Annotated in this window: 15 protein-coding genes; 3 read left to right on the plus strand and 12 right to left on the minus strand. The window is 72.5% G+C overall.

The annotated features are described in order from the left end of the window. Position 1: 1 nt before the first annotated feature. On the minus strand, positions 2 to 682 hold the full coding sequence (locus ACFUO4_RS08185; protein WP_383481106.1) for a response regulator: 681 nt from the start codon (positions 680 to 682) through the stop codon (positions 2 to 4). 45 nt (positions 683 to 727) lie between these two features. Then, positions 728 to 1,768 (minus strand): hypothetical protein, encoded by a 1,041-nt coding sequence (locus ACFUO4_RS08190; RefSeq protein ID WP_383481109.1) that lies wholly within the window; start codon positions 1,766 to 1,768, stop codon positions 728 to 730. A gap of 141 nt (positions 1,769 to 1,909) precedes the next feature. Between ACFUO4_RS08190 and ACFUO4_RS08195 the strand changes: the two genes are divergently transcribed. Beyond that, entirely contained in the window at positions 1,910 to 3,757 is a 1,848-nt protein-coding gene (locus ACFUO4_RS08195; protein ID WP_383481112.1) for a caspase family protein, read from the plus strand. A 7-nt stretch (positions 3,758 to 3,764) separates the two neighbouring features. Here the strand turns inward: ACFUO4_RS08195 and ACFUO4_RS08200 are convergent, their stop codons facing one another. Together ACFUO4_RS08200 and ACFUO4_RS08205 are read right to left on the minus strand one after the other, a co-directional pair. Continuing rightward, positions 3,765 to 6,650, minus strand: a complete 2,886-nt coding sequence (locus ACFUO4_RS08200; protein WP_383481116.1) for a CHAT domain-containing protein — start codon at positions 6,648 to 6,650, stop codon at positions 3,765 to 3,767. Positions 6,651 to 7,027: 377 nt separating this feature from the next. Further along, complete coding sequence (locus ACFUO4_RS08205) at positions 7,028 to 8,287, minus strand: sensor histidine kinase (RefSeq protein WP_383481119.1); 1,260 nt, start codon at positions 8,285 to 8,287, stop codon at positions 7,028 to 7,030. Between the two features lie 170 nt (positions 8,288 to 8,457). Here ACFUO4_RS08205 and ACFUO4_RS08210 point away from each other — a divergent pair, with 170 nt between their 5' ends. Continuing rightward, positions 8,458 to 8,658, plus strand: coding sequence for a hypothetical protein (locus ACFUO4_RS08210; RefSeq protein ID WP_059195388.1), 201 nt, complete (start codon positions 8,458 to 8,460; stop codon positions 8,656 to 8,658). A 68-nt stretch (positions 8,659 to 8,726) separates the two neighbouring features. Here ACFUO4_RS08210 and ACFUO4_RS08215 read toward each other — a convergent pair whose 3' ends face one another. The 4 genes from ACFUO4_RS08215 to ACFUO4_RS08230 form a co-directional block, all read right to left on the minus strand. Further along, complete coding sequence (locus ACFUO4_RS08215; protein ID WP_383481123.1) at positions 8,727 to 9,116, minus strand: ribonuclease domain-containing protein; 390 nt, start codon at positions 9,114 to 9,116, stop codon at positions 8,727 to 8,729. An 85-nt stretch (positions 9,117 to 9,201) separates the two neighbouring features. Continuing rightward, complete coding sequence (locus tag ACFUO4_RS08220) at positions 9,202 to 10,107, minus strand: DMT family transporter (protein ID WP_383481126.1); 906 nt, start codon at positions 10,105 to 10,107, stop codon at positions 9,202 to 9,204. A 91-nt stretch (positions 10,108 to 10,198) separates the two neighbouring features. Next, positions 10,199 to 10,825: a dihydrofolate reductase family protein gene (locus tag ACFUO4_RS08225; RefSeq protein ID WP_383481129.1), complete on the minus strand. Its 627-nt coding sequence runs from the start codon at positions 10,823 to 10,825 to the stop codon at positions 10,199 to 10,201. A gap of 88 nt (positions 10,826 to 10,913) precedes the next feature. Next, entirely contained in the window at positions 10,914 to 11,729 is an 816-nt protein-coding gene (locus ACFUO4_RS08230; RefSeq protein ID WP_383481132.1) for an AIM24 family protein, read from the minus strand. A gap of 112 nt (positions 11,730 to 11,841) precedes the next feature. Here ACFUO4_RS08230 and ACFUO4_RS08235 point away from each other — a divergent pair, with 112 nt between their 5' ends. Next, entirely contained in the window at positions 11,842 to 12,615 is a 774-nt protein-coding gene (locus ACFUO4_RS08235; RefSeq protein WP_383481135.1) for an SDR family oxidoreductase, read from the plus strand. 183 nt (positions 12,616 to 12,798) lie between these two features. Here ACFUO4_RS08235 and ACFUO4_RS08240 read toward each other — a convergent pair whose 3' ends face one another. The 4 genes from ACFUO4_RS08240 to allB all read right to left on the minus strand — a co-directional run bounded on the left by ACFUO4_RS08240 (position 12,799) and on the right by allB (position 17,230). Then, complete coding sequence (locus ACFUO4_RS08240; protein WP_383481138.1) at positions 12,799 to 13,590, minus strand: hypothetical protein; 792 nt, start codon at positions 13,588 to 13,590, stop codon at positions 12,799 to 12,801. A gap of 11 nt (positions 13,591 to 13,601) precedes the next feature. Then, positions 13,602 to 14,612 carry a hypothetical protein gene (locus ACFUO4_RS08245; RefSeq protein WP_383481141.1) on the minus strand — a complete coding sequence of 337 codons (1,011 nt, stop codon included), beginning with the start codon at positions 14,610 to 14,612 and terminating at the stop codon, positions 13,602 to 13,604. Between the two features lie 96 nt (positions 14,613 to 14,708). Next, positions 14,709 to 15,824: an allantoicase gene (gene alc, locus ACFUO4_RS08250; protein WP_383481144.1), complete on the minus strand. Its 1,116-nt coding sequence runs from the start codon at positions 15,822 to 15,824 to the stop codon at positions 14,709 to 14,711. Positions 15,825 to 15,892: 68 nt separating this feature from the next. Continuing rightward, complete coding sequence (gene allB / locus ACFUO4_RS08255) at positions 15,893 to 17,230, minus strand: allantoinase AllB (protein WP_383481147.1); 1,338 nt, start codon at positions 17,228 to 17,230, stop codon at positions 15,893 to 15,895. Positions 17,231 to 17,235: the final 5 nt, after the last annotated feature.

A 17,235-nucleotide genomic window follows, 5' to 3' on the forward strand; every position in this document is an offset into this window, starting at 1 on the left:
GCTAGTGCCCGTCCTCCTCCAGTTCCTCCAGAAGCCCCGCGTCGTACGCGAGGAGGGCGATCTGCACCCGGTTGTTGAGGTCGAGCTTGGCGAGGACGCGGGAGACATGGGTCTTGACGGTGGCGACGCTCATGTAGAGCTCCGTGGCGATCTCGGCGTTGGACAGGCCGCGGCCGACGGCCACCGCCACTTCGCGCTCACGGTCGTTGAGGCCGGCGATGCGCTCCCGCGCGCGCGTGCGGCGCGTGTCGGCGGCGGTCCCCGCCGCGTGCCGCATCAACTGCCGGGTGACGGTGGGCGACAGGACGGGGTCACCGGCCGCGACCCGGCGCACCGCCTCGACGATCTCGGCGGGCGGTGTGTCCTTCAGGACGAACCCGGCGGCACCCGCGCGCAGCGCGCGCAGCACCTGGTCGTCGGCGTGGAAGGTGGTGAGGAGCACGACCTGCGGGGCGTCGGGGCGGCCACGCAGCCGCTCGGTGGCGGTCAGGCCGTCCATGGACGGCATCCGGATGTCCATGAGGACGACGTCCGGACGGCTGCGGTCGACGAGCGCCTCGACATCGCTTCCGTCGGCGGCCTCCCCGACGATCTCGATGCCGTCGGCACCACCGATCATCAGGGACAGGCCGGCCCGCACCAGCGGATCGTCGTCGACGAGGAGCAGTCTGATCGCGGTCATGGGGCTTACGTAATCACGGTTTCGAGGGGCGCACTTGCCATGCCGTCAGCCGCGCAGCCGCACTCCGTGCCGGGTCCGCAGCCGGTGGACCTCCCACCAGGCCACCGCGCACACCGAGGCCGGGCCGCCCACGAAGGCCAGGACCGAGACCAGGGGCGGTCCGGGCGGCGGTCCGCCCGCGGCCAGGCTGATGATCGCGAACTCCCACACGAGGACGCCGGTGAGCAGGGCGGGCAGGGCCGCGTGCACCTCGGCGGAGTTGAAACCGCTGCGCACGGCGGGGCCGGTCGCGAACCCCAGGAAGAACAGCAGCCAGTACAGGGGCACCAGGAGCACGACGGCGAGCCAGGACACGTCGGTGGTGGACTGCCCCTCCTGTTCGAGCAGCGCGAACATGCCCCCGATCAGGAAAATCGCCGTCACCGCGCCGACGTACCACAGGGCGGCCTTGCCCGCGGCGCGCACCCGCTGCCACATGTACGGCCTGGCGTGCGGCGGCGCCCAGCGGTACACCACGGCGATCACCACGGGGGCGCTCAGGAGCAGCAGCGGCGGGGTGACCATCAGCCGTACCACGTACTGCTCCTCCACCTCGCTGAAGTCCTCCGGCTTGCCGTAGGCGACGAGCAGGGCGAGGGTCATGGCGGCCGCGCTCAGGGCCCGCGCCTTCTGAAGGCGTGTCACCTGAGGGTCGTGGTGCAGGCGGTGGGCGCGCGGCGGGAAGAGGCGGTGCGCCCTGACGCGGGCCGAGCGGGCGAAGACGTACGCCACCATCAGGCCCGGCACCACGAACCAGGTGCACGGGACCAGCAGGAACAGCCAAGCGCAGCCGTGCATCCGCTGCCGTGCCTGGCGCAACAGGTCGCGCAGGGGCGGCCATTCGGCACCACGCAGACGGCCCAGCAGGCCCCTCTGCGGGACGTACGGCGGATAGGGGTTGGGGGCGGGATACGGGTACGGATACGGCTGGGGCGGGACGTAGGGCCCGGTGTACGGGGGTGGTGGTGGCGGGCCGTACGGGCCGGGGTTCGGCGGTGGTGGCTGATACGGCGGCTGGTACGGATTGTCGGGTCCCCCGAAGCTCACGCTGCTGTTCCTTTCCGTGCTCGCGATGCCGCTCCAGTCAACTCGCTTCACGCCACCGAGTCAGGGGGTTGTGCGGATCCGACCGGCACGCGCCCCGTCAACGCCCCGTATGCGCCCTGTCATTGCTGGCAAGATCTCCGTATGCGCACGGTGTACGCCCTGTTCGTGGGCATCGACGACTATCCGGGACGCCATCGGCTGCGGGGCTGTGTCAACGACGCGCGGGAAGCGCAGAGTTGGCTGCGGCGGCAGTCCGGGACGCTGACGCCGGCGGTCAAGGCCCTGCACGACAAGGAGGCCTCCAGGGCGGCCGTGCTGGCGGCCGTGGAACGGCATCTCGGGCAGTGCGGGCCGGACGACACCGCGCTGTTCTGGTTCAGCGGGCACGGCAGCGCGTACCGCACCGACGATCCGCGCGAGGCGACGGGCTGGGCGCAGGCGCTGGTGTGCCAGGACAGTCTGGGGCCAGGCGGCCAGCCGATGCTCCAGGACAGCGAGCTCGGCGCACTGCTCGACGGCATCGCGGCGCGCGGCACCCATGTCCTCGCGGTCCTCGACTGCTGCCACGCGGGCGGCGCGACCCGCGACCTCGGCTTCGGGCCGGCCGGCGGGACGGCGCGGGGCGTCGAGTGGCAGCCCTGGTGGCGGACACCGACCTGGGACCGCGAGACCGGCGGCGCGGGTGCCGAGGCGGCCCGGCATGTGCTGCTCGCGGCCTGCCGACCGGACGAGCGCGCGCACGAGAACTTCGTCGACGGACGCTACCGCGGCTACTTCAGTCACGCGCTGCTGAGCGCACTCGACCGGTTGGGGCCCGCCGCCGCGTACGGCGCGCTGCACGCGCTGGCAGAGGAGGGGGTGCGCGCGAAGACGCCGTTCCAGCATCCCGAGCTGCGGGGCCCGGAGAACGGCGGCTTCCTGTCGGGGGATCCGGTCGCAGCCGAGCCGTTTCTGCTGCGGCACACGACGTCCGGCTGGGAGGTCAACTGCGGCCGGGCGCACGGGCTGCGGGCGAGCGGCGCGGAGTTCACGCTGCTGGGCGGGCACGCGTCACGCAAGGTCGTCGTACGCCATGTGCTGCCCGAGTCCTGTCTGGTGGACCCGGACGGCTGGCAACCCGGGCCGCACGAACGGCGCTTGGCGCATCCGGTGACACCGACCGCGCTCGCGTTCACGCCCGCCGCCGTGACGCTCGCCGGGGACGCCGGGGCCGTACGGCTGCTGTCGGCGGCCATGGCGCCGGTGCCGGTGCTCGCCCTCGGTGGGGAGGGGCTGCCGTTGCGGGTGGACGTGGCGGGCGGATGGGCGCGGGTGTCGGGCGGGGCCGGGTATCCGGTGCCCGAGCTGCCGTTGCGGACGCGGGCGGACGCGGAGCGGGTCGTCGACTGCCTGGCACATCTGGCGCGTTGGCATCACATCCTGGAGCTGCACAATCCCGACGCCCTGCTGTCGTCGCTGGTCCGGGTGACCGTCGAGGGCACTGCGGTGGGCCGGGTGGAGCACTCCGCGGACGGCGAGATCGTCTGCGGGTACACCCCGGACGGCCGGGAGCCGCAGGTGATGGTCCGCGTCCACAATGTCTCCGACCGTCGACTGTGGTGCGTACTGCTCGATCTGACGGATCGTTACGCGTGCTCTCCGCATCTGTACGAAGGCGAGTTCGTCGCGCCCGGCAGGGCCGGTCTGGCGCGGCGCGGTGAGCCTGTGTGGGTGCGGCTTCCGCCGGGGCGGGCGTTGGTGCGGGGAGCCTTCGCGCGGGACTGGCTGAAGGTGATCGTGACCGAGAACGAGCTGAACCTCGCGCCGTTCCGGTTGCCCGCCTGGCCGCCTGCCGACCCCGCCGCCGGGTCCCGCGAGAGCGAGGCGGGCGGTGCGGGCGGTCTGTTGCGGCTCACTTCGCCGGCGCACGGGCGGGACGCGGGCGGGCCGGCGGGCACCGTGGGCCGCTGGGGGACGGCCCAGGTCGTGGTGCGCACGGTGGTCACCTGATCCCGGTTCACCAGCCCAGGTGGGTGAAACCGGCCCAGGCGGTCAGGTCGGCTCCGCTGATCCGGCGGACGCGGCCCTGGAGGTGGGCCGGCATCCCGGGCGGGGCCGTGCGGTGGTCGTCCAGCATCCACAACTGCGCGCTGCGCAGGGCGGGTCCGGGCGCGAGGCCGTCGCGGCTCATGAAGTGGTGGGTCATGTACATCAGCAGGGACGTCGCCTCGTCGGGCACCGGCCACAGGGAGCCGATCACCGAGCGGGCACCGGCCACGAGGAACGCGGTGGACAGGCTGTACGCCTCGTCGTAGCCGCGCCCCGACACATTGGTGCGGCACGCGGCGAGGACGACCAGCTCCAGCTCCTGGAAGCGGCTGCCGCCCTCGGTGAGCTCCTCGGCCGCCAACTCGCCGCCGGACAGGGCGAGATAGGCGCTGTGCCGCTCGCCTTGGCGCACCACGCCGTGGCAGGCGAGGTGCAGCAGTCCGCCGCGCTGCCGGCGCAGCCAGTCGGTGACGGCGGCGGGCGTGGCCTGGCCGGGGCCCAGCAGTTCGCCCTGCGGATGGAAGGCGCGGCGGATGGCCTCGGCCTCCTCGCCGGCGTGGTGGAGGTCGCGGGTGGGGTTGCCGACGACGAGGGCCTGCCGGGTCCGGGCGGCGGGCCGGGCGGCCACCTCGCACAGCAGCCGGGCCGAGGGCAGGTAGGAGACGTCCACCTCCTGGCAGGCGTGCCGGCCGCGCCGTCCGGGCATCCGGGCCGCGTGCCAGGGCACGGCACCGAGCTCCGTCATGGGCACCAGTACGACCGAGGGGACTCGGCCGTAGCCGCGCGGGAGGTGCTCGAGGAGCGGCTCCATCACGGCCCTCCCGGCCCAGTCGCACAGCCGTTCCAGAGCGGCTCGGCTCGCCTCCGGGCGGGGCGGCGGGGCGGGGGTGGGGTCGGTGGGCGGGCCGCCGGCGTCGCGGCCTGGGGTGCCGGTGGCGCGGTAGGAGGCCAACTCCGGTGCCTCGACGAGGAGTCGGGGCAAGGGTACGGCCCGGGTGCTGCCGTCGGCCGAGACGATGAGCGCCTGACCTTCGTCGGCGTACCGGCCGAAGACCATCCGGTCCGTCAGGCTCACGTGCTCCGCGCTGCCGGGGACGAGGTAGACGAGGGCGGTCGCCCCCATGGTGCGCAGGGCCGCGCCGATCTCCTCGGGGGAGGGTGCGTCCAGCAGCCGCTGCCGCAGCGGGGACGCGGAGAGCACCTGGAGCACCCGGCGGCGTAACCGGCTGGACGGGCCGGAGACGGGCAGCTGCCCCGCGAGGGTCAGTCCGCCCTCCGGCTGAGGCGCCACCGCACCGCCGGCGCGGCGCCATTCGTCGGCGAGTGCCGGCTGCCCCGCGGCGGCCAGCAGGTCGGGCACGGTGGTCGCCATCGTCGCGGCGTGCAGGGCGAGTCCGCGTCCGGCGTCGAGAGCGCGGACGGCGTCGGCGTGGGCGCCGTCGGCGATGCACCAGCGGGCCACGTCGAGCGCGTTCTCGCCGGCCCGGCGGGCGGTTTCGGCGGCGTGGGCGGTACCGGACTGGAGGATGCCCTGCCAGGCCGCGGCCCGCAGCGCGTCGAGGCCGACGCGCCGGGACTCCTGGTGGTTGCGGCGCTCGGCGTGGCGGTCGCGTGGATGCAGGTAGTCGCCGCGCACCCGGTAGGCCATGGCGAGCGCCATCCCGGTGTTCCCCCAGATCGGGTGGTCCGGTCCGCCGGTCAGCTTGAGAGTGTGCCGCAGCCAGGAGATGCCCTGGTCCAGGTGGTGGGGGCAGTCGGCGGGAGGTGCGATGGCGTTCATCGCGAGCATGCAGTGGGCCATGCCGAGGGTGCCGGCGTTGCGGAACCACCGTTCGTCGTCGGGCTCCAGCAGATCCATGGCCTCCTCGACCAGGGCGAGCGCCTCGATCGTGCCCCGGTGATCGCGGGCCAGCATGGCGCGGGTCGCCCGGGCGAGACCGACGTCGCCGAGCCGGTCGATCCGTGCGTTCTCCGGGACGGTGCCGAGTTGCCGTCGCACCTCGTCCAGGGGAGCGGCGGGCGGGAAGTCCGCCGCGGTGAGGTCCTCGCCGGTGCGGCGGGCACGGAGGACCGCCAGGTTGCCGCGGGCGGCGTCGAGATAGGCCTCCAGGTTGGGCCGGTCCATCTGGTCCGGCGACAGTCGCGCCAGCCCGGACTCCATCTCCCTGATCCGCAGGGCGAGTTCGTCCTCGTCCTCGCGCCGGGTCGCCTGGTGGGAGCGGTATCCGGCCAACTGCACGGCCAGGGCCAGACGCTGCTGCTCGCCGAAGGCGGGCGAGTCGGCGAGCCGGGCCAGGTCCTCGACGGCGGAGTCGAAATCGTCCTCGCCTCCGCCGAGTTGGGCCAGGAGGATACGGGCTCCGGCATGGGAGACCTCGATCGCGTCCCGCTGGGGGCTGCCGGGCGGCAGCATGTCGCGAGCCTCCTCCAGACGGGCCAGCGACGCCTCCAACTCCACCGGGTCGCCCAGGCGTTGCATCGCCTGCATGCCGCTCACGCCCAGGACGCCGGCCTGCCAGGCCTGTTCCTGTGGCCCGTGCTTCCGCGCCTCGTCGAGGAGTTCCCGCTGCCGCCCCTCGTCGGCGACCGGCCGGTCGAACATCAGGTGGGGAAGGACGCTGATGATCTGCCCCGCGCGCAGACCGGACATCGTGGTGCCCCGGGGCAGCGCCTTCCAGTCCTCGTAGAGCATGTCGTACGCCTCGCGTCCTGAGGCGCAGCCCAGACGGCCGAGCACCAGGGAGGTGAGCCGGACCATGTCCTGGGCGTCGTTCATCCCCTGCTGCGCGCCCTGCTGGATCTCGTAGAGCAGCGACTGCAAGTCGTAGGCCTGCTGCGGCACTTCAGATCCCATTCCGGCCGCCGAGGCGCGGCCTGAGTCCTGTACGGCGCGAGAACGCCCTTGAGCCGACACTCCCCCTCCTCGGTCCCGAAGCCGACGGCCGGCCCACCCGCCGCGTCCAGGACCGCTCCCCCGCAGCACCAGGAGACATGACCACCTGATCGCCGGCCCGCCGCATCGGCCACAGGTACCGCACAACGGACCACGCTAGCGGGTCAGGGGGGCGATGAAGGGGCGGTTGATGGGACGTCACCTGGTCATGAGCGGGGCGGAGTTGGGGCGTGGCGGAGTCGGGGCGGGGCGGAGTCGGGGCGGGGACGCCGACGCCACCCATGCCCCCAGAGGCCGACGCCGCCACCCCTCACCCCAGAGACCGACGCCGCCACCCCTCACCCCCAGGGCAGCCAGGCCCTTACCCCGAAGCCCCCACCCGCCTCCGGGCCGTGTTCCAGGCGGCCGCCGGCCAGGGTTGCCCGTTCGGTCAGGCCGATCAGGCCCTGGCCGGAGCCGGGTACGGGGGTCACCTCGCCGTCGGGTGCCGGGTTGCGGACGGAGATGGTGAGGCCTGCTCCGGGGGCGCCCTCGACGGAGACGGTGACCTCGGCGCCGGGGGCGTGTTTGCGGGCGTTGGTGAGGCCCTCCTGGGCGATGCGGTAGGCGGTGCGGCCGACGGAGGCGGGGACGCCCGCGGGGTCGGTGACGCGGGTGTCGAGGACGACCTTCATGCCGGCCTCACGGGACTCGGCGACCAGCGCGTCCAGGGCGGCGAGGGTGGGCTGCGGGCGACCCGTGTCGTCCTGGTCGCCCGCGCGCAGGACGCCGATGATCTCCCGCAGGTCCTGGAGGGCCTCGTGGGCGCTCTCCCGGATCACGCCGGCCGCCCGGGCGACCTCCTCCTGCGGGGCGTCGGGCCGGAACTCCAGTGCGCCCGCGTGCACGCTGAGCAGGGTCAGCCGATGGGCGAGGACGTCGTGCATCTCGCGGGCGATGGCCTCGCGGGCCAGCCGCTGCGCCTGCTCGGCGCGGAGCCGGGCCTCGGTCTCGGCGCGCCGGGCACGGTCCCTGAGGCTCAGCATGAGCTGCCGCTTGGAGCGCACGACCATGCCGCAGGCGACCACCACCACGGTCAGCAGCACGACGATGACGACCGCGGCGAGGTACGGCAGGTCGGCGTCGGGCCGCAGCCAGAAGTAGAGCGGGATCAGCGCGAGGTTGATGCCGCCCACCCAGGCCACGTAGCGGAAGGGCCGGTGCACGGCGAGGGTGAACAGGGCGATCAGACAGGCGCCGCCCGCGGTGTCGGAGAGGACCCCGACCGGAACCGTCGCGACGGCGAGCCCGAGCGGCCAGCGGCGGCGCAGCCAGACCGCGCCGCAGGCGACCGCGCCGATCATCTGGTCGACGTGGGCGAAGTTGTCGGAGACATGGGGGTTGTCGGCGACGGACTCGGCGCCGACGAGGCCGATGACCACGGCCACCGCGAAGCAGCTGAAGTCGACGAGCCAGTCGCGCGCGGTGCGCCGGGGTCGGCGGCCGACGCGGTCGGCGTCCGGGTCGAGTTCGTTCAGGACGGCCGAGGGCAGCAGCCAGCGCCGGCCCGCGTGGAACCGGGGCACCTCCGTCTGCTTGTCACCGCTCACGATCGACAAATCTACGCACGGAATCCCGGTGACACCGCCGTGCGGACCGCATCGGCTACCAAAGTCGCGGGAGTGGCGACTTTCGGCGCGGCGGGGTCACGCGCACCGGGTACTTCCGGCGGACGTGGCTCGCCCCGCGGCCGATGACTGTGGGGGGACCGCGGGGCGAGGGTCGTGCCATGAAGGAACTGCTGGAACTGATCGGCTTTCTCGCCCTGGTGCAGGGCGTCGCCGGCCTCGTGAACGAGTTCACCGACTGGCACTGGGGACTCGTGCAGAAGCTGGGCTTCCTCGACGGCTACGAGCTCTACGCGAGCATCGCCCTGGTGGTGCTGGCGATCGCGCTGTTCGCCGCCGCGGAGAGCCGGAAGTCCGGCTGAACGCGGACCGGACCTCCGGCTGGTCGCACTGTTCCTCGACGCCTCGGTGGGGGTTTCGACCCGTCGGCTCAGCAGCCGTAGTCGATCAGGTCGAACGTGGCGTAGTGGTCCGCGGTGTAGTAGTCCTCCTGGTACTCCTGGCCCGTCACGATGCGGCGCGCGCCGCGCGTGGAGGAGCCGGGGGTCTTGACCGTGTACTCGTGGTAGTACCCGGAGGACCGCGAGGGCAGGACGCGTTCCCGGTTCTGGAAGACGACGCCGTCCTGGGAGTACGGGTAGGGGCCGCCCTGCTCGATCAGCCTCAGGGTGTCGTACGCCTGGGAGGGCAGGTCGCCGTAGCAGATGCTGCCGACCGCGGCGGCTGCGGGGGAAGCCGTGGCGACGGTTCCGCCGACGAGGAGGGCGGACAGCACGGCGGCCGCCGCGCCGATGCGAGTGATTCGTGGGGGGAATCTCATGCGCTCATGATGACGCGCGTAGACAGTGGCATGTCAATGACAACTCTGGAGATTTTCCCGTCAAGTCCGATGAATTTTCCGGGAGTTAACTTGTGGCCCGGCGTCCCCACGCGGTCCCCACAAGCACCAGTGCACCGCCCGCGAGACCGAGCACGCCGAGGCGTTCACCGCCGAGGGCGATGCCCGCGAGGGCGGCCCACAGGGGCTCGGTGCCGAGCAGCAGGCTGACCCGGGACGGGGAGGTGCGGCGGACCGCCCACATCTGCACGAAGAACGCGAAGAGCGTGCAGAACGCGGACAGGAACAGCAGCCCGGCCCACTCCCGCGGCCCGAAATCCGCGGCCGTCCCCCACGGCGTGGCGTCGGCGCCGGTCGACAGCAGCGCGAACACCGCGACGGCGGCGCCGAGTTGGACGGTGGTCAGGGACAGCGCGTCGGCCCCCCGCACCGTCTTGATGCGGGACATGGCGAGGACGTGGACGGTACGGGCGAGCGCGGCGAGCAGCATGAGCAGGTCGCCGAGGGAGGGCCGGGTGAAGCCGCCGCCCTGGGTGAGCAGGACGACGCCGAGCACGGAGAGGGCGGCGGCGCCGAGGAAGGTCCGCGAGGGGCGGGTCCGGGTGACGGCGGCCTCAGCGAGCGGCGTGAAGATCATGGTCAGGCTGATGATGAGGCCGGCGTTGGTCGCCGAGGTGTGGACGACGCCGTACGTCTCCAGCAGGAAGATCCCGCTGAGGATCAGCCCGAGCATCCCGGCACCGCGCCACTGGGCGGCGCTCAGGGCGCGCAGCGCGCGCCACCCGGCGACGGCGAGGACCGGCAGGACGATCGCGAAGCGCAGCACGAGGACGGCGATCACGGTGCGCGCGGTGGTGATGTCCTTGGCGGCGAGATAGCTCGCGCCCCACACCACCGCCACGAGCAGGACGGGCAGGTCGGTCAGCCAGGTGCGGCGCGGCGCGAGCGCGCCGGGTACGGCGATCGAGGACATCGGTGCGGCTCTCCCGGTCTCCGTCTGGGGTGTGGAGACGTCGGTGGCTCGCACATGGAGCGATCACCGTACCCGTGCGGCTGACCTGGGGCTAGGCGTTTTCCGGGAGCCCGAACGTGCCGTACTGCGGGCGGCCCGTCCTGTCGTACGTCTGGATGGAGACGCCCTTGGACGTGACGAGCCCGGTCCGGTGCCGGAAGGCGGTCGGGAGGCTGCCCTCGTCGAAGAGGCGGCGGCCGGCGCCCAGCACGACCGGGACGGTGATCACGTGGAAGGTGTCGATCAGGTCCAGGTTCAGCAGGGACCGCACGAGGGCTCCGCTGCCGTGGACCTGGAGCTCGCCGTCGGTGCGCTCCTTGAGGGCGGTGACCTCCTTGGCCAGGTCGCCGCCGATCACGGTGGTGTTGTTCCACTCCGGGGCGGTGAGGGTGGACGAGGGGACGTACTTCGGCAGGGCGTTGAGCCGGTCGGCGATGAGGTTGCCGGGATCGGTGACCTTCGGCCAGTACGCGGCGAAGATGTCGTACGTACGGCGGCCGAGGAGGAACGCGCCGACCTGCCCGAAGACGTCGGTGACGAAGCGTCCGAAGTCCTCGTCGTCGTACGGGACCATCCAGCCGCCCTGCTCGAAGCCGCCGCTGGGGTCCTCCTCGGGGCCGCCAGGAGCCTGGTAGACGCCGTCGAGGCTGACGAAGATCTGGGAGACGAGCTTGCCCATGGCGGGTGCCTTCTCTCGTGGGTGGGGTCTGTTCTCATCAGCTCAGACCCCACCGGCACCGGCAACTCATCGGTGGCGCCGCGCGGCCTCAGCCCGCGTGCGTGGAGAACAGGCCGCCCGTGGGGCCCTGCTTGTCGCCGCCCTGGGCCTTCTTCAGGGCGTTGGCGAGGCTCTCGATGGTCAGGGACTGGAGGATGACCCGTCCGTTGCCCTCCAGGGTGGCCAGGGACAGGCCCTCGCCACCGAAGACGGCGTTCATGAGGCCCTGCCGGTTCAGCCCGCCGACGCGCTGGACGCCGTACTGGATGCCCTCCTCGAAGGCGACGACGCAGCCGGTGTCGACTTCGATGCGGCCGCCGAAGTCGGCCGGGTTGAGGTCAATGAAGTTTCCGGCGCCGGCGATGATCACGGTGCCGCGGCCGGTGAACTTCTCCAGGATGAAGCCCTCGCCGCCGCTGCGGCCGGTCCTGCCGCCCTGGAAGGCGATGCCGAAGTCGACGGTGGACTCGGCGGCGACGAACGCGTCCTTCTCCGCGAACCACGCGCGCGTGCCGTCCAGCTCCAGGGCGCGCATCTCGCCGGGCAGGACGCCCGCGAAGCCGACGGTGCCCTCGCCGCCGGTGGACGTGAAGTACTGGAACGCCAGTGACTCGCCCGCGAGGGCGCGCTGGCCGACCTGCATGGCGGTGCCCATGGCCTGGCGGAGCATGCCGCCCATGCCTCCGGCGCCGCCGCCCTGGGGCTGCTGTCCGCCGCCGGACGGGCCGCTCAGACGCGTCTCCATGGTCACGTTCGTGGTCTTGAACAGGAACTTTCCGGCCTCGCAGTACACGGTCTGGCCGGGCTGGAGGCTGACGACCGCCATCTGCATGGCGTTGCCGACGATTTCTTGCTGAAGGGTCACGCGAGGACAACGCGGGAGGCGGAGGGAAGAGTTCCGGGTTCGGGTTTCGGGGTGCGAGTTCGGTGTCCGTTCGCCGCCAGCAAGCGCGCGTGCGCGCCGCTGAGATGGAGGCATGACAACGACTTACGGAACTCACGGAACAACGACTCACGGAACGCTGCACGGCAAGGTCGCCCTCGTCACCGGTGGCAGCCGGGGGATCGGGGCGGCGACGGTGCTGCGGCTCGCCCGGGAGGGCGCGGACGTGGCGCTGACGTACGCGAGCGGCAAGGAGGCGGCCGAGGACGTCGTACGGCGGGTCGAGGCGCTGGGGCGGCGTGCGGTCGCCCTGCGCGCGGACTCCGCGGACCCTCAGGAGGCGGCGGAAGCCGTGGCGGGTGCGGCGGAGGCGCTCGGCGGTGGCCTGGACGTGCTGGTGAACAACGTGGGTGTCGGGGTGCTGGGGCCGCTGGAAGGGCTGTCGCTCGCCGACGTGGACCGGGTGCTGGCCGTGAATGTGCGCGGAGTGTTCCTGGCCTCGCAGGCGGCCGCGGCACGGATGGAGGCCGGTGGGCGGATCATCACGATCGGCACCTGCATGACGCAGCGGGTGCCCGGGCCCGGCGGCACGCTCTACGCGATGAGCAAGTCGGCGCTGGTCGGGCTGACGAAGGCGCTGGCCAGGGAGCTGGGCGGGCGCGGGATCACGGCGAACATCGTGCATCCCGGGCCGACGGACACCGACATGAACCCCGCGGACGGGCCCTATGCGGCGGGGCAGGCGGCGATGACGGCGCTGGGGCGGTTCGGCACGGCCGACGAGGTCGCCTCCACGGTGGCGTACCTGGCGACCGCCGACTACGTGACGGGGGCCGAGTTCGCGGTGGACGGGGGTCACGCGGCCTGAGCGTCAACGGGTCGGGCCGGGACCTCCTGCTCCGACCTTGGACAGGGGCCACGCGGGCTGAGCGTCACCGGATCGGCCGGGGCCTCCTGCTCGGACCTCGGACGGGGCCACGCGGCGTGGTCCTCAACGGATCGGCCGGGACCTCCTGCCCCGACCTCGGACGGGAGCCACCCGGCGTGAGCGTCAACGGGTCGGGCCGGGGTGCTCCGGCTCGGGCCGTTCCGCCTGGAGGCGCCGCTGTTCCTCGTCGTCCGCGGCTGTGGCGGTGCGGTGCGCGTCGGCGAACCCGAGGACCAGGGCGAGCAGTTCGTCGCGGGCGGCGAGGCCTTCGGCGCCAGGGCGGGTGAGGGCTTCACGGAGGGCGGTCCGCAGGGTCTCCACGACGTGGGGCCACGGCCCGGTGACGGGGCGGCTGTGCTCGGCGAGGCTCCGGGCGAGGTGGTCCAGGACTCGTACGGAGTCTTCGTCGAGCGCCTGCTTGTGGCGGCCGGACTCACCCAACAGGTACCACAGTGAGCCGGCGTGGGAGGCCGACAGCAGCACGGTCGTCGGGTCCGCCTCGTCCAGCGCGGCCCTGAGCGCGTCGACCGGACCTCGCTCCCAGTCGCTGAGGGCGTCCCGCAGTCCCTCGGCGGCCCGCCGGAGCTCACCGACCTCGGTCGGCCGCAGCTCCAGCGCTATGGTCCCCGCTTCCCTGTCCAGGGCGCCGCGTGGCACGCCTGACCGGTCCTGGCTCCAGCCCGTCACGGCAAACTCCACTCCGTCGTGCGGTCGACCGGCCGATGACGGGTCACTGCGCTCGTAGCCGTACTGGCGCAGCTCCCGGTCGATCTCGGTCCACCTGAGGCCCCGGACATACGTGCGCGCCAGTTCGACCGAGAACTCATTCCGCGGGCCGTCCTTGGTGAGGATGCGCACGGTCAGGCGCCCGTCCTCCAGCCGCGCCCGGCCGAAGACCCGTGCCTTCAGCGTCATGCCGTGCCTCCTCAGGCCAGTGTGCTGTGCACCCGGTGCAGATAGCTGAAGTCGTGTTCGTCCCGGGCCCTGCTGAGCGGGCGGATCTCGCGCGTGGCGACGTTCAGGGCGTACCCGCCGACGGTTCCCAGGAGCCAGCCCAGATCCGGCAGCAGCAGTGCCCCGCCGGCCGATGCGGCGAGCGCCACGGACACCGTGACCGAGCGGTGCACCCAGGCCATCCGGCTGCCGCGGCCGGCGGCCCGGTAGTCCTCCACGGCCTGGGAGAGTTCATGTCTGAGCTGGGAGAACACATCCGCGGGATGCTCGTAGTCGCGGCGCAGATCGCCCAGGAGCCGGTGCACGGCACGCATCAGGCGCAGCCGTTCGTCCGCGTATCTGTCCCGGAAGGCGAGGACGTCGGCGATCGGTGTGCCGGGGGCGGGCACGGGCAGGAGCCGGCCGAGCTCCACTTCCCAGGCGAGGGCACCGGTCGGGGATGCCGGTCGCAGGCCGTTGCGGTACGCCGTCTCGTCCTCGGTGTACGGGAAGAAGGCCACGTCCGGGTGGTGGGCGAACTCACGGGCCAGGACGCCGATGATCAGCGACTGGACCTCCCTGGAGACATTGAGAGCGTCCCATCCGTCCCGCACTGCGAGTCCCAGGCTCAGGAGCAGTTGTTCCAGCGGGTAGCTGAGCTTCGACGGGTAGATGACGGCCTCGGGCGGTGTGGTGGGCCGGGGCGGGTCGACGCGCCGGGCGAGGCGCCGCAGCTCCCCGTACAGGAGAGACCAGGTGTGACCGCCACGCCAGGCGGGTCCCGTCCCGTCGAACAGCCCGAGCACGTTCAAGGTGTCGGAGGTGAAGGCGAGCGGCCGGTACAGCTCCCGCTCCTCCAGTCGCCGGAGCTCCTCCCCCACCACGACGTCGTACACCTGTGGGTCGCGCGGTACGACCGACGCGATCCCGTCCCAGTACAGCAGCGCCTGATGAAGCACCTCGGTGGGCGGGTTGATCGTCGGGTAGTACAGCAGCACGCCCATCGGATCCCCCCGGCACCTCGACACCGACGGGATCAACGATAGCGAGGCGCACCGGAGTTGCCCCTCCGGTGCGCCTCACGGGATCAAGGGCCCGTCCTAGCCGCCCAGTTCCTGGTGGCGTGCCGTCAGCGCTGCCGTGCCGGCGTCCGTCAGCGAACCGAACAGCCGCAGCCGCGAGATGCCGCCGTCCGGGTAGATGTCCACGCGCGCGTGGGTGCCGATCGCCGGGGTCGGGAGGACGAAGCGGTGGTTGGTGTCGGGCTGGAGACGGGTGCGCGGGAGGATCTCCTGCCAGTCGCCGTCCTCGCCGTCCTTCACCGACACCGACGCCCAGCCCGCGCTGTTGCCCTTCAGATACGCGGTGTCGATCTCGATCGCCCGGATCTGGGACTGGGCCGCCAGCCGGTACCGGATCCAGTCGTTGCCCTGGTCGCGGCGGCGGCGGGTCTCCCAGCCGTCGTCCATCTTGCGGGAGCGGCCCGGCTGGATGGTGTTGGAGGCCGGCGAGTAGAAGAGGTTGGAGGCGTCCTCGGCCCGGCCGCCGTTCTCCAGGGCGACCACGTCGAAGGTGCCGAGGACCGACAGCCACGCGGGGTCGGGGACGACCTCGCCGTACACGCGCAGGCGCGCGATGCCGCCGTCCGGGTGCTGGTTGACGCGCAGGTGCGTGAAGCGCTGCTCGACCGCCACCTCGAAGCCGTTGGCCGCATGGCCGCCCACCGGTGTGCGCGGGACGAGCGTCGTCCACTTCACGTCGTCACCGAGCAACTCCTCCGGGGAGGGCGAGCCCGCCACCGACGTGCCTTCGACCGACACCGCCTGCGGGTAGTTGCCACGGAAGTGGGCCGTGTCGACGACGATTCCGCGGATCACGCCGGGCGCGCCGAGGCGGACCAGTGCCCAGTCGTGGTCCTCGGCCGTCGGCCACGGGTGCTCGGCGGAGACACCGCGGCGGCGCCGCGTCTCCCAGCCGTCCATGATCTTGCCCTTGTGACCGAAGTGCTCGGGGTCGAACTCGGCGCGCTCGGGCAGCAGCAGGTTCTCGCGCTGGGCGAAGAACTCGTCGTTGGCGGCGATGACTCCGGCGCCGAGCTGCCGGGCGGCGAGGTCGGCGTACTGGGTGAAGGGGAAGTCGGCGGTGCGGTAGTCGGCGTACGGGTCACCGCCGCCGTACGGGTTCGCGTCGCCGGTGAAACTCGGGATCGCCGTCACGAAGAGAGCCTTTCTGAAGAGTCGGCCGCTGCGGGTGCGGTGGTGAAAGTCAGGTCGCGGTGGTGAAGTCAGGGTGTCCGGGTGAGGAGTCGGCCCTTCGGGTCCGTGAACTCGCCGTCCGCGACGATGCGTTGGCCGCGCAGCCAGGTCGACTTCACGACGCCGTACAGGGTTTTGCCCGCGTACGCCGTCACGCGGTTGCGGTGCTGGAGTTCCGCCGGGTCGACGGTGAACGTCTCGTCGGGTGCGAGGACCGCGAAGTCGGCGTCGCGGCCGGCCTCGATGGCGCCCTTCTGGTCCAGGCCGACCAGCTCCGAGGTGCGCGTGGACATCCAGCGGACGACGTCCTCCAGGCCGTGGCCGCGCTTGCGGGCCTCGGTCCAGACCGCCGCGAGGCTCAGCTGGAGGCCGGAGATGCCGCCCCAGGCGGTGGCGAAGTCCGCGGTCTTCAGGTCGGCCGTGGACGGGGAGTGGTCGGTGACGACGCAGTCGATGGTGCCGTCGGCCAGCGCCTGCCAGAGCAGGTCCTGGTTGGCGGACTCGCGGATGGGCGGGCAGCACTTGAACTCGCTGGCGCCGTCCGGGACTTCCTCGGCCGTCAGGGTGAGGTAGTGGGGGCAGGTCTCGACCGTGATGCGGACGCCTTCGGCCTTGGCCGCGGCGACGATCGGGAGGGCATCGCTCGACGACAGGTGCAGCACGTGCACGCGCGCGTCCAACCGCTTGGCCTGGGCGATGAGCTGGGCGATCGCCGTGTCCTCGGCGTCGCGCGGGCGGGAGGCCAGGAAGTCGGCGTACTTGGGGCCGCCCTGCTGCGGTGCCGCGTCCAGGTGGTGCGGGTCCTCGGCATGCACGATCAGCAGGCCGCCGAAGGAGGCGATCTCGGCCAGGGACTGGGCGAGTCGATCCTGGTCCAGATGCGGGAACTCGTCCACGCCGGACGGAGACAGGAAGGCCTTGAAGCCGAAGACCCCGGCCTCGTGCAGCGGACGCAGGTCCTTGACGTTGTCCGGCAGGGCGCCGCCCCAGAAGCCGACGTCGATGTGGGCCTTGTCGGCGGCGACATCCTTCTTCGTGCGGAGGTTGTCGACCGTGGTGGTCGGCGGGAGGGAGTTGAGGGGCATGTCGACGAGGGTCGTGATGCCGCCGGCCGCCGCCGCGCGCGTGGCGGTCCAGAAGCCCTCCCACTCGGTGCGGCCGGGGTCGTTGACGTGCACGTGGGTGTCGACCAGGCCGGGCAGGACGACATGGTCGCCGACGTCCTCCAGGCGGGCGCCGGCGGGGACTTCGGCGTCGTACGGCAGTACGGCCGTGATCTTGCCGGCGGCGACCGCGACCGAGGCGGCGCGTGTCCCTTCCGGAGTGATGACGCGCGTCGAGCGCAGCAGCAGTTCAGCGTCGGACACCCGGA

The sequence above is a fragment of the Streptomyces sp. NPDC057280 genome (assembly GCF_042668605.1).
Taxonomy (GTDB): domain Bacteria; phylum Actinomycetota; class Actinomycetes; order Streptomycetales; family Streptomycetaceae; genus Streptomyces.

Bases quoted from the DNA above. Each gene is read 5' to 3' on its own strand.
- ACFUO4_RS08215 (WP_383481123.1), bottom strand. From the start codon at position 9,116: ATGAGATTCCCCCCACGAATCACTCGCATCGGCGCGGCGGCCGCCGTG.
- ACFUO4_RS08220 (WP_383481126.1), bottom strand. From the start codon at position 10,107: ATGTCCTCGATCGCCGTACCCGGCGCGCTCGCGCCGCGCCGCACCTGG.
- ACFUO4_RS08195 (WP_383481112.1), top strand. From the start codon at position 1,910: ATGCGCACGGTGTACGCCCTGTTCGTGGGCATCGACGACTATCCGGGA.
- ACFUO4_RS08240 (WP_383481138.1), bottom strand. From the start codon at position 13,590: ATGACGCTGAAGGCACGGGTCTTCGGCCGGGCGCGGCTGGAGGACGGG.
- ACFUO4_RS08200 (WP_383481116.1), bottom strand. From the start codon at position 6,650: ATGGGATCTGAAGTGCCGCAGCAGGCCTACGACTTGCAGTCGCTGCTC.
- ACFUO4_RS08245 (WP_383481141.1), bottom strand. From the start codon at position 14,612: ATGGGCGTGCTGCTGTACTACCCGACGATCAACCCGCCCACCGAGGTG.
- ACFUO4_RS08235 (WP_383481135.1), top strand. From the start codon at position 11,842: ATGACAACGACTTACGGAACTCACGGAACAACGACTCACGGAACGCTG.
- ACFUO4_RS08225 (WP_383481129.1), bottom strand. From the start codon at position 10,825: ATGGGCAAGCTCGTCTCCCAGATCTTCGTCAGCCTCGACGGCGTCTAC.
- ACFUO4_RS08185 (WP_383481106.1), bottom strand. From the start codon at position 682: ATGACCGCGATCAGACTGCTCCTCGTCGACGACGATCCGCTGGTGCGG.
- ACFUO4_RS08210 (WP_059195388.1), top strand. From the start codon at position 8,458: ATGAAGGAACTGCTGGAACTGATCGGCTTTCTCGCCCTGGTGCAGGGC.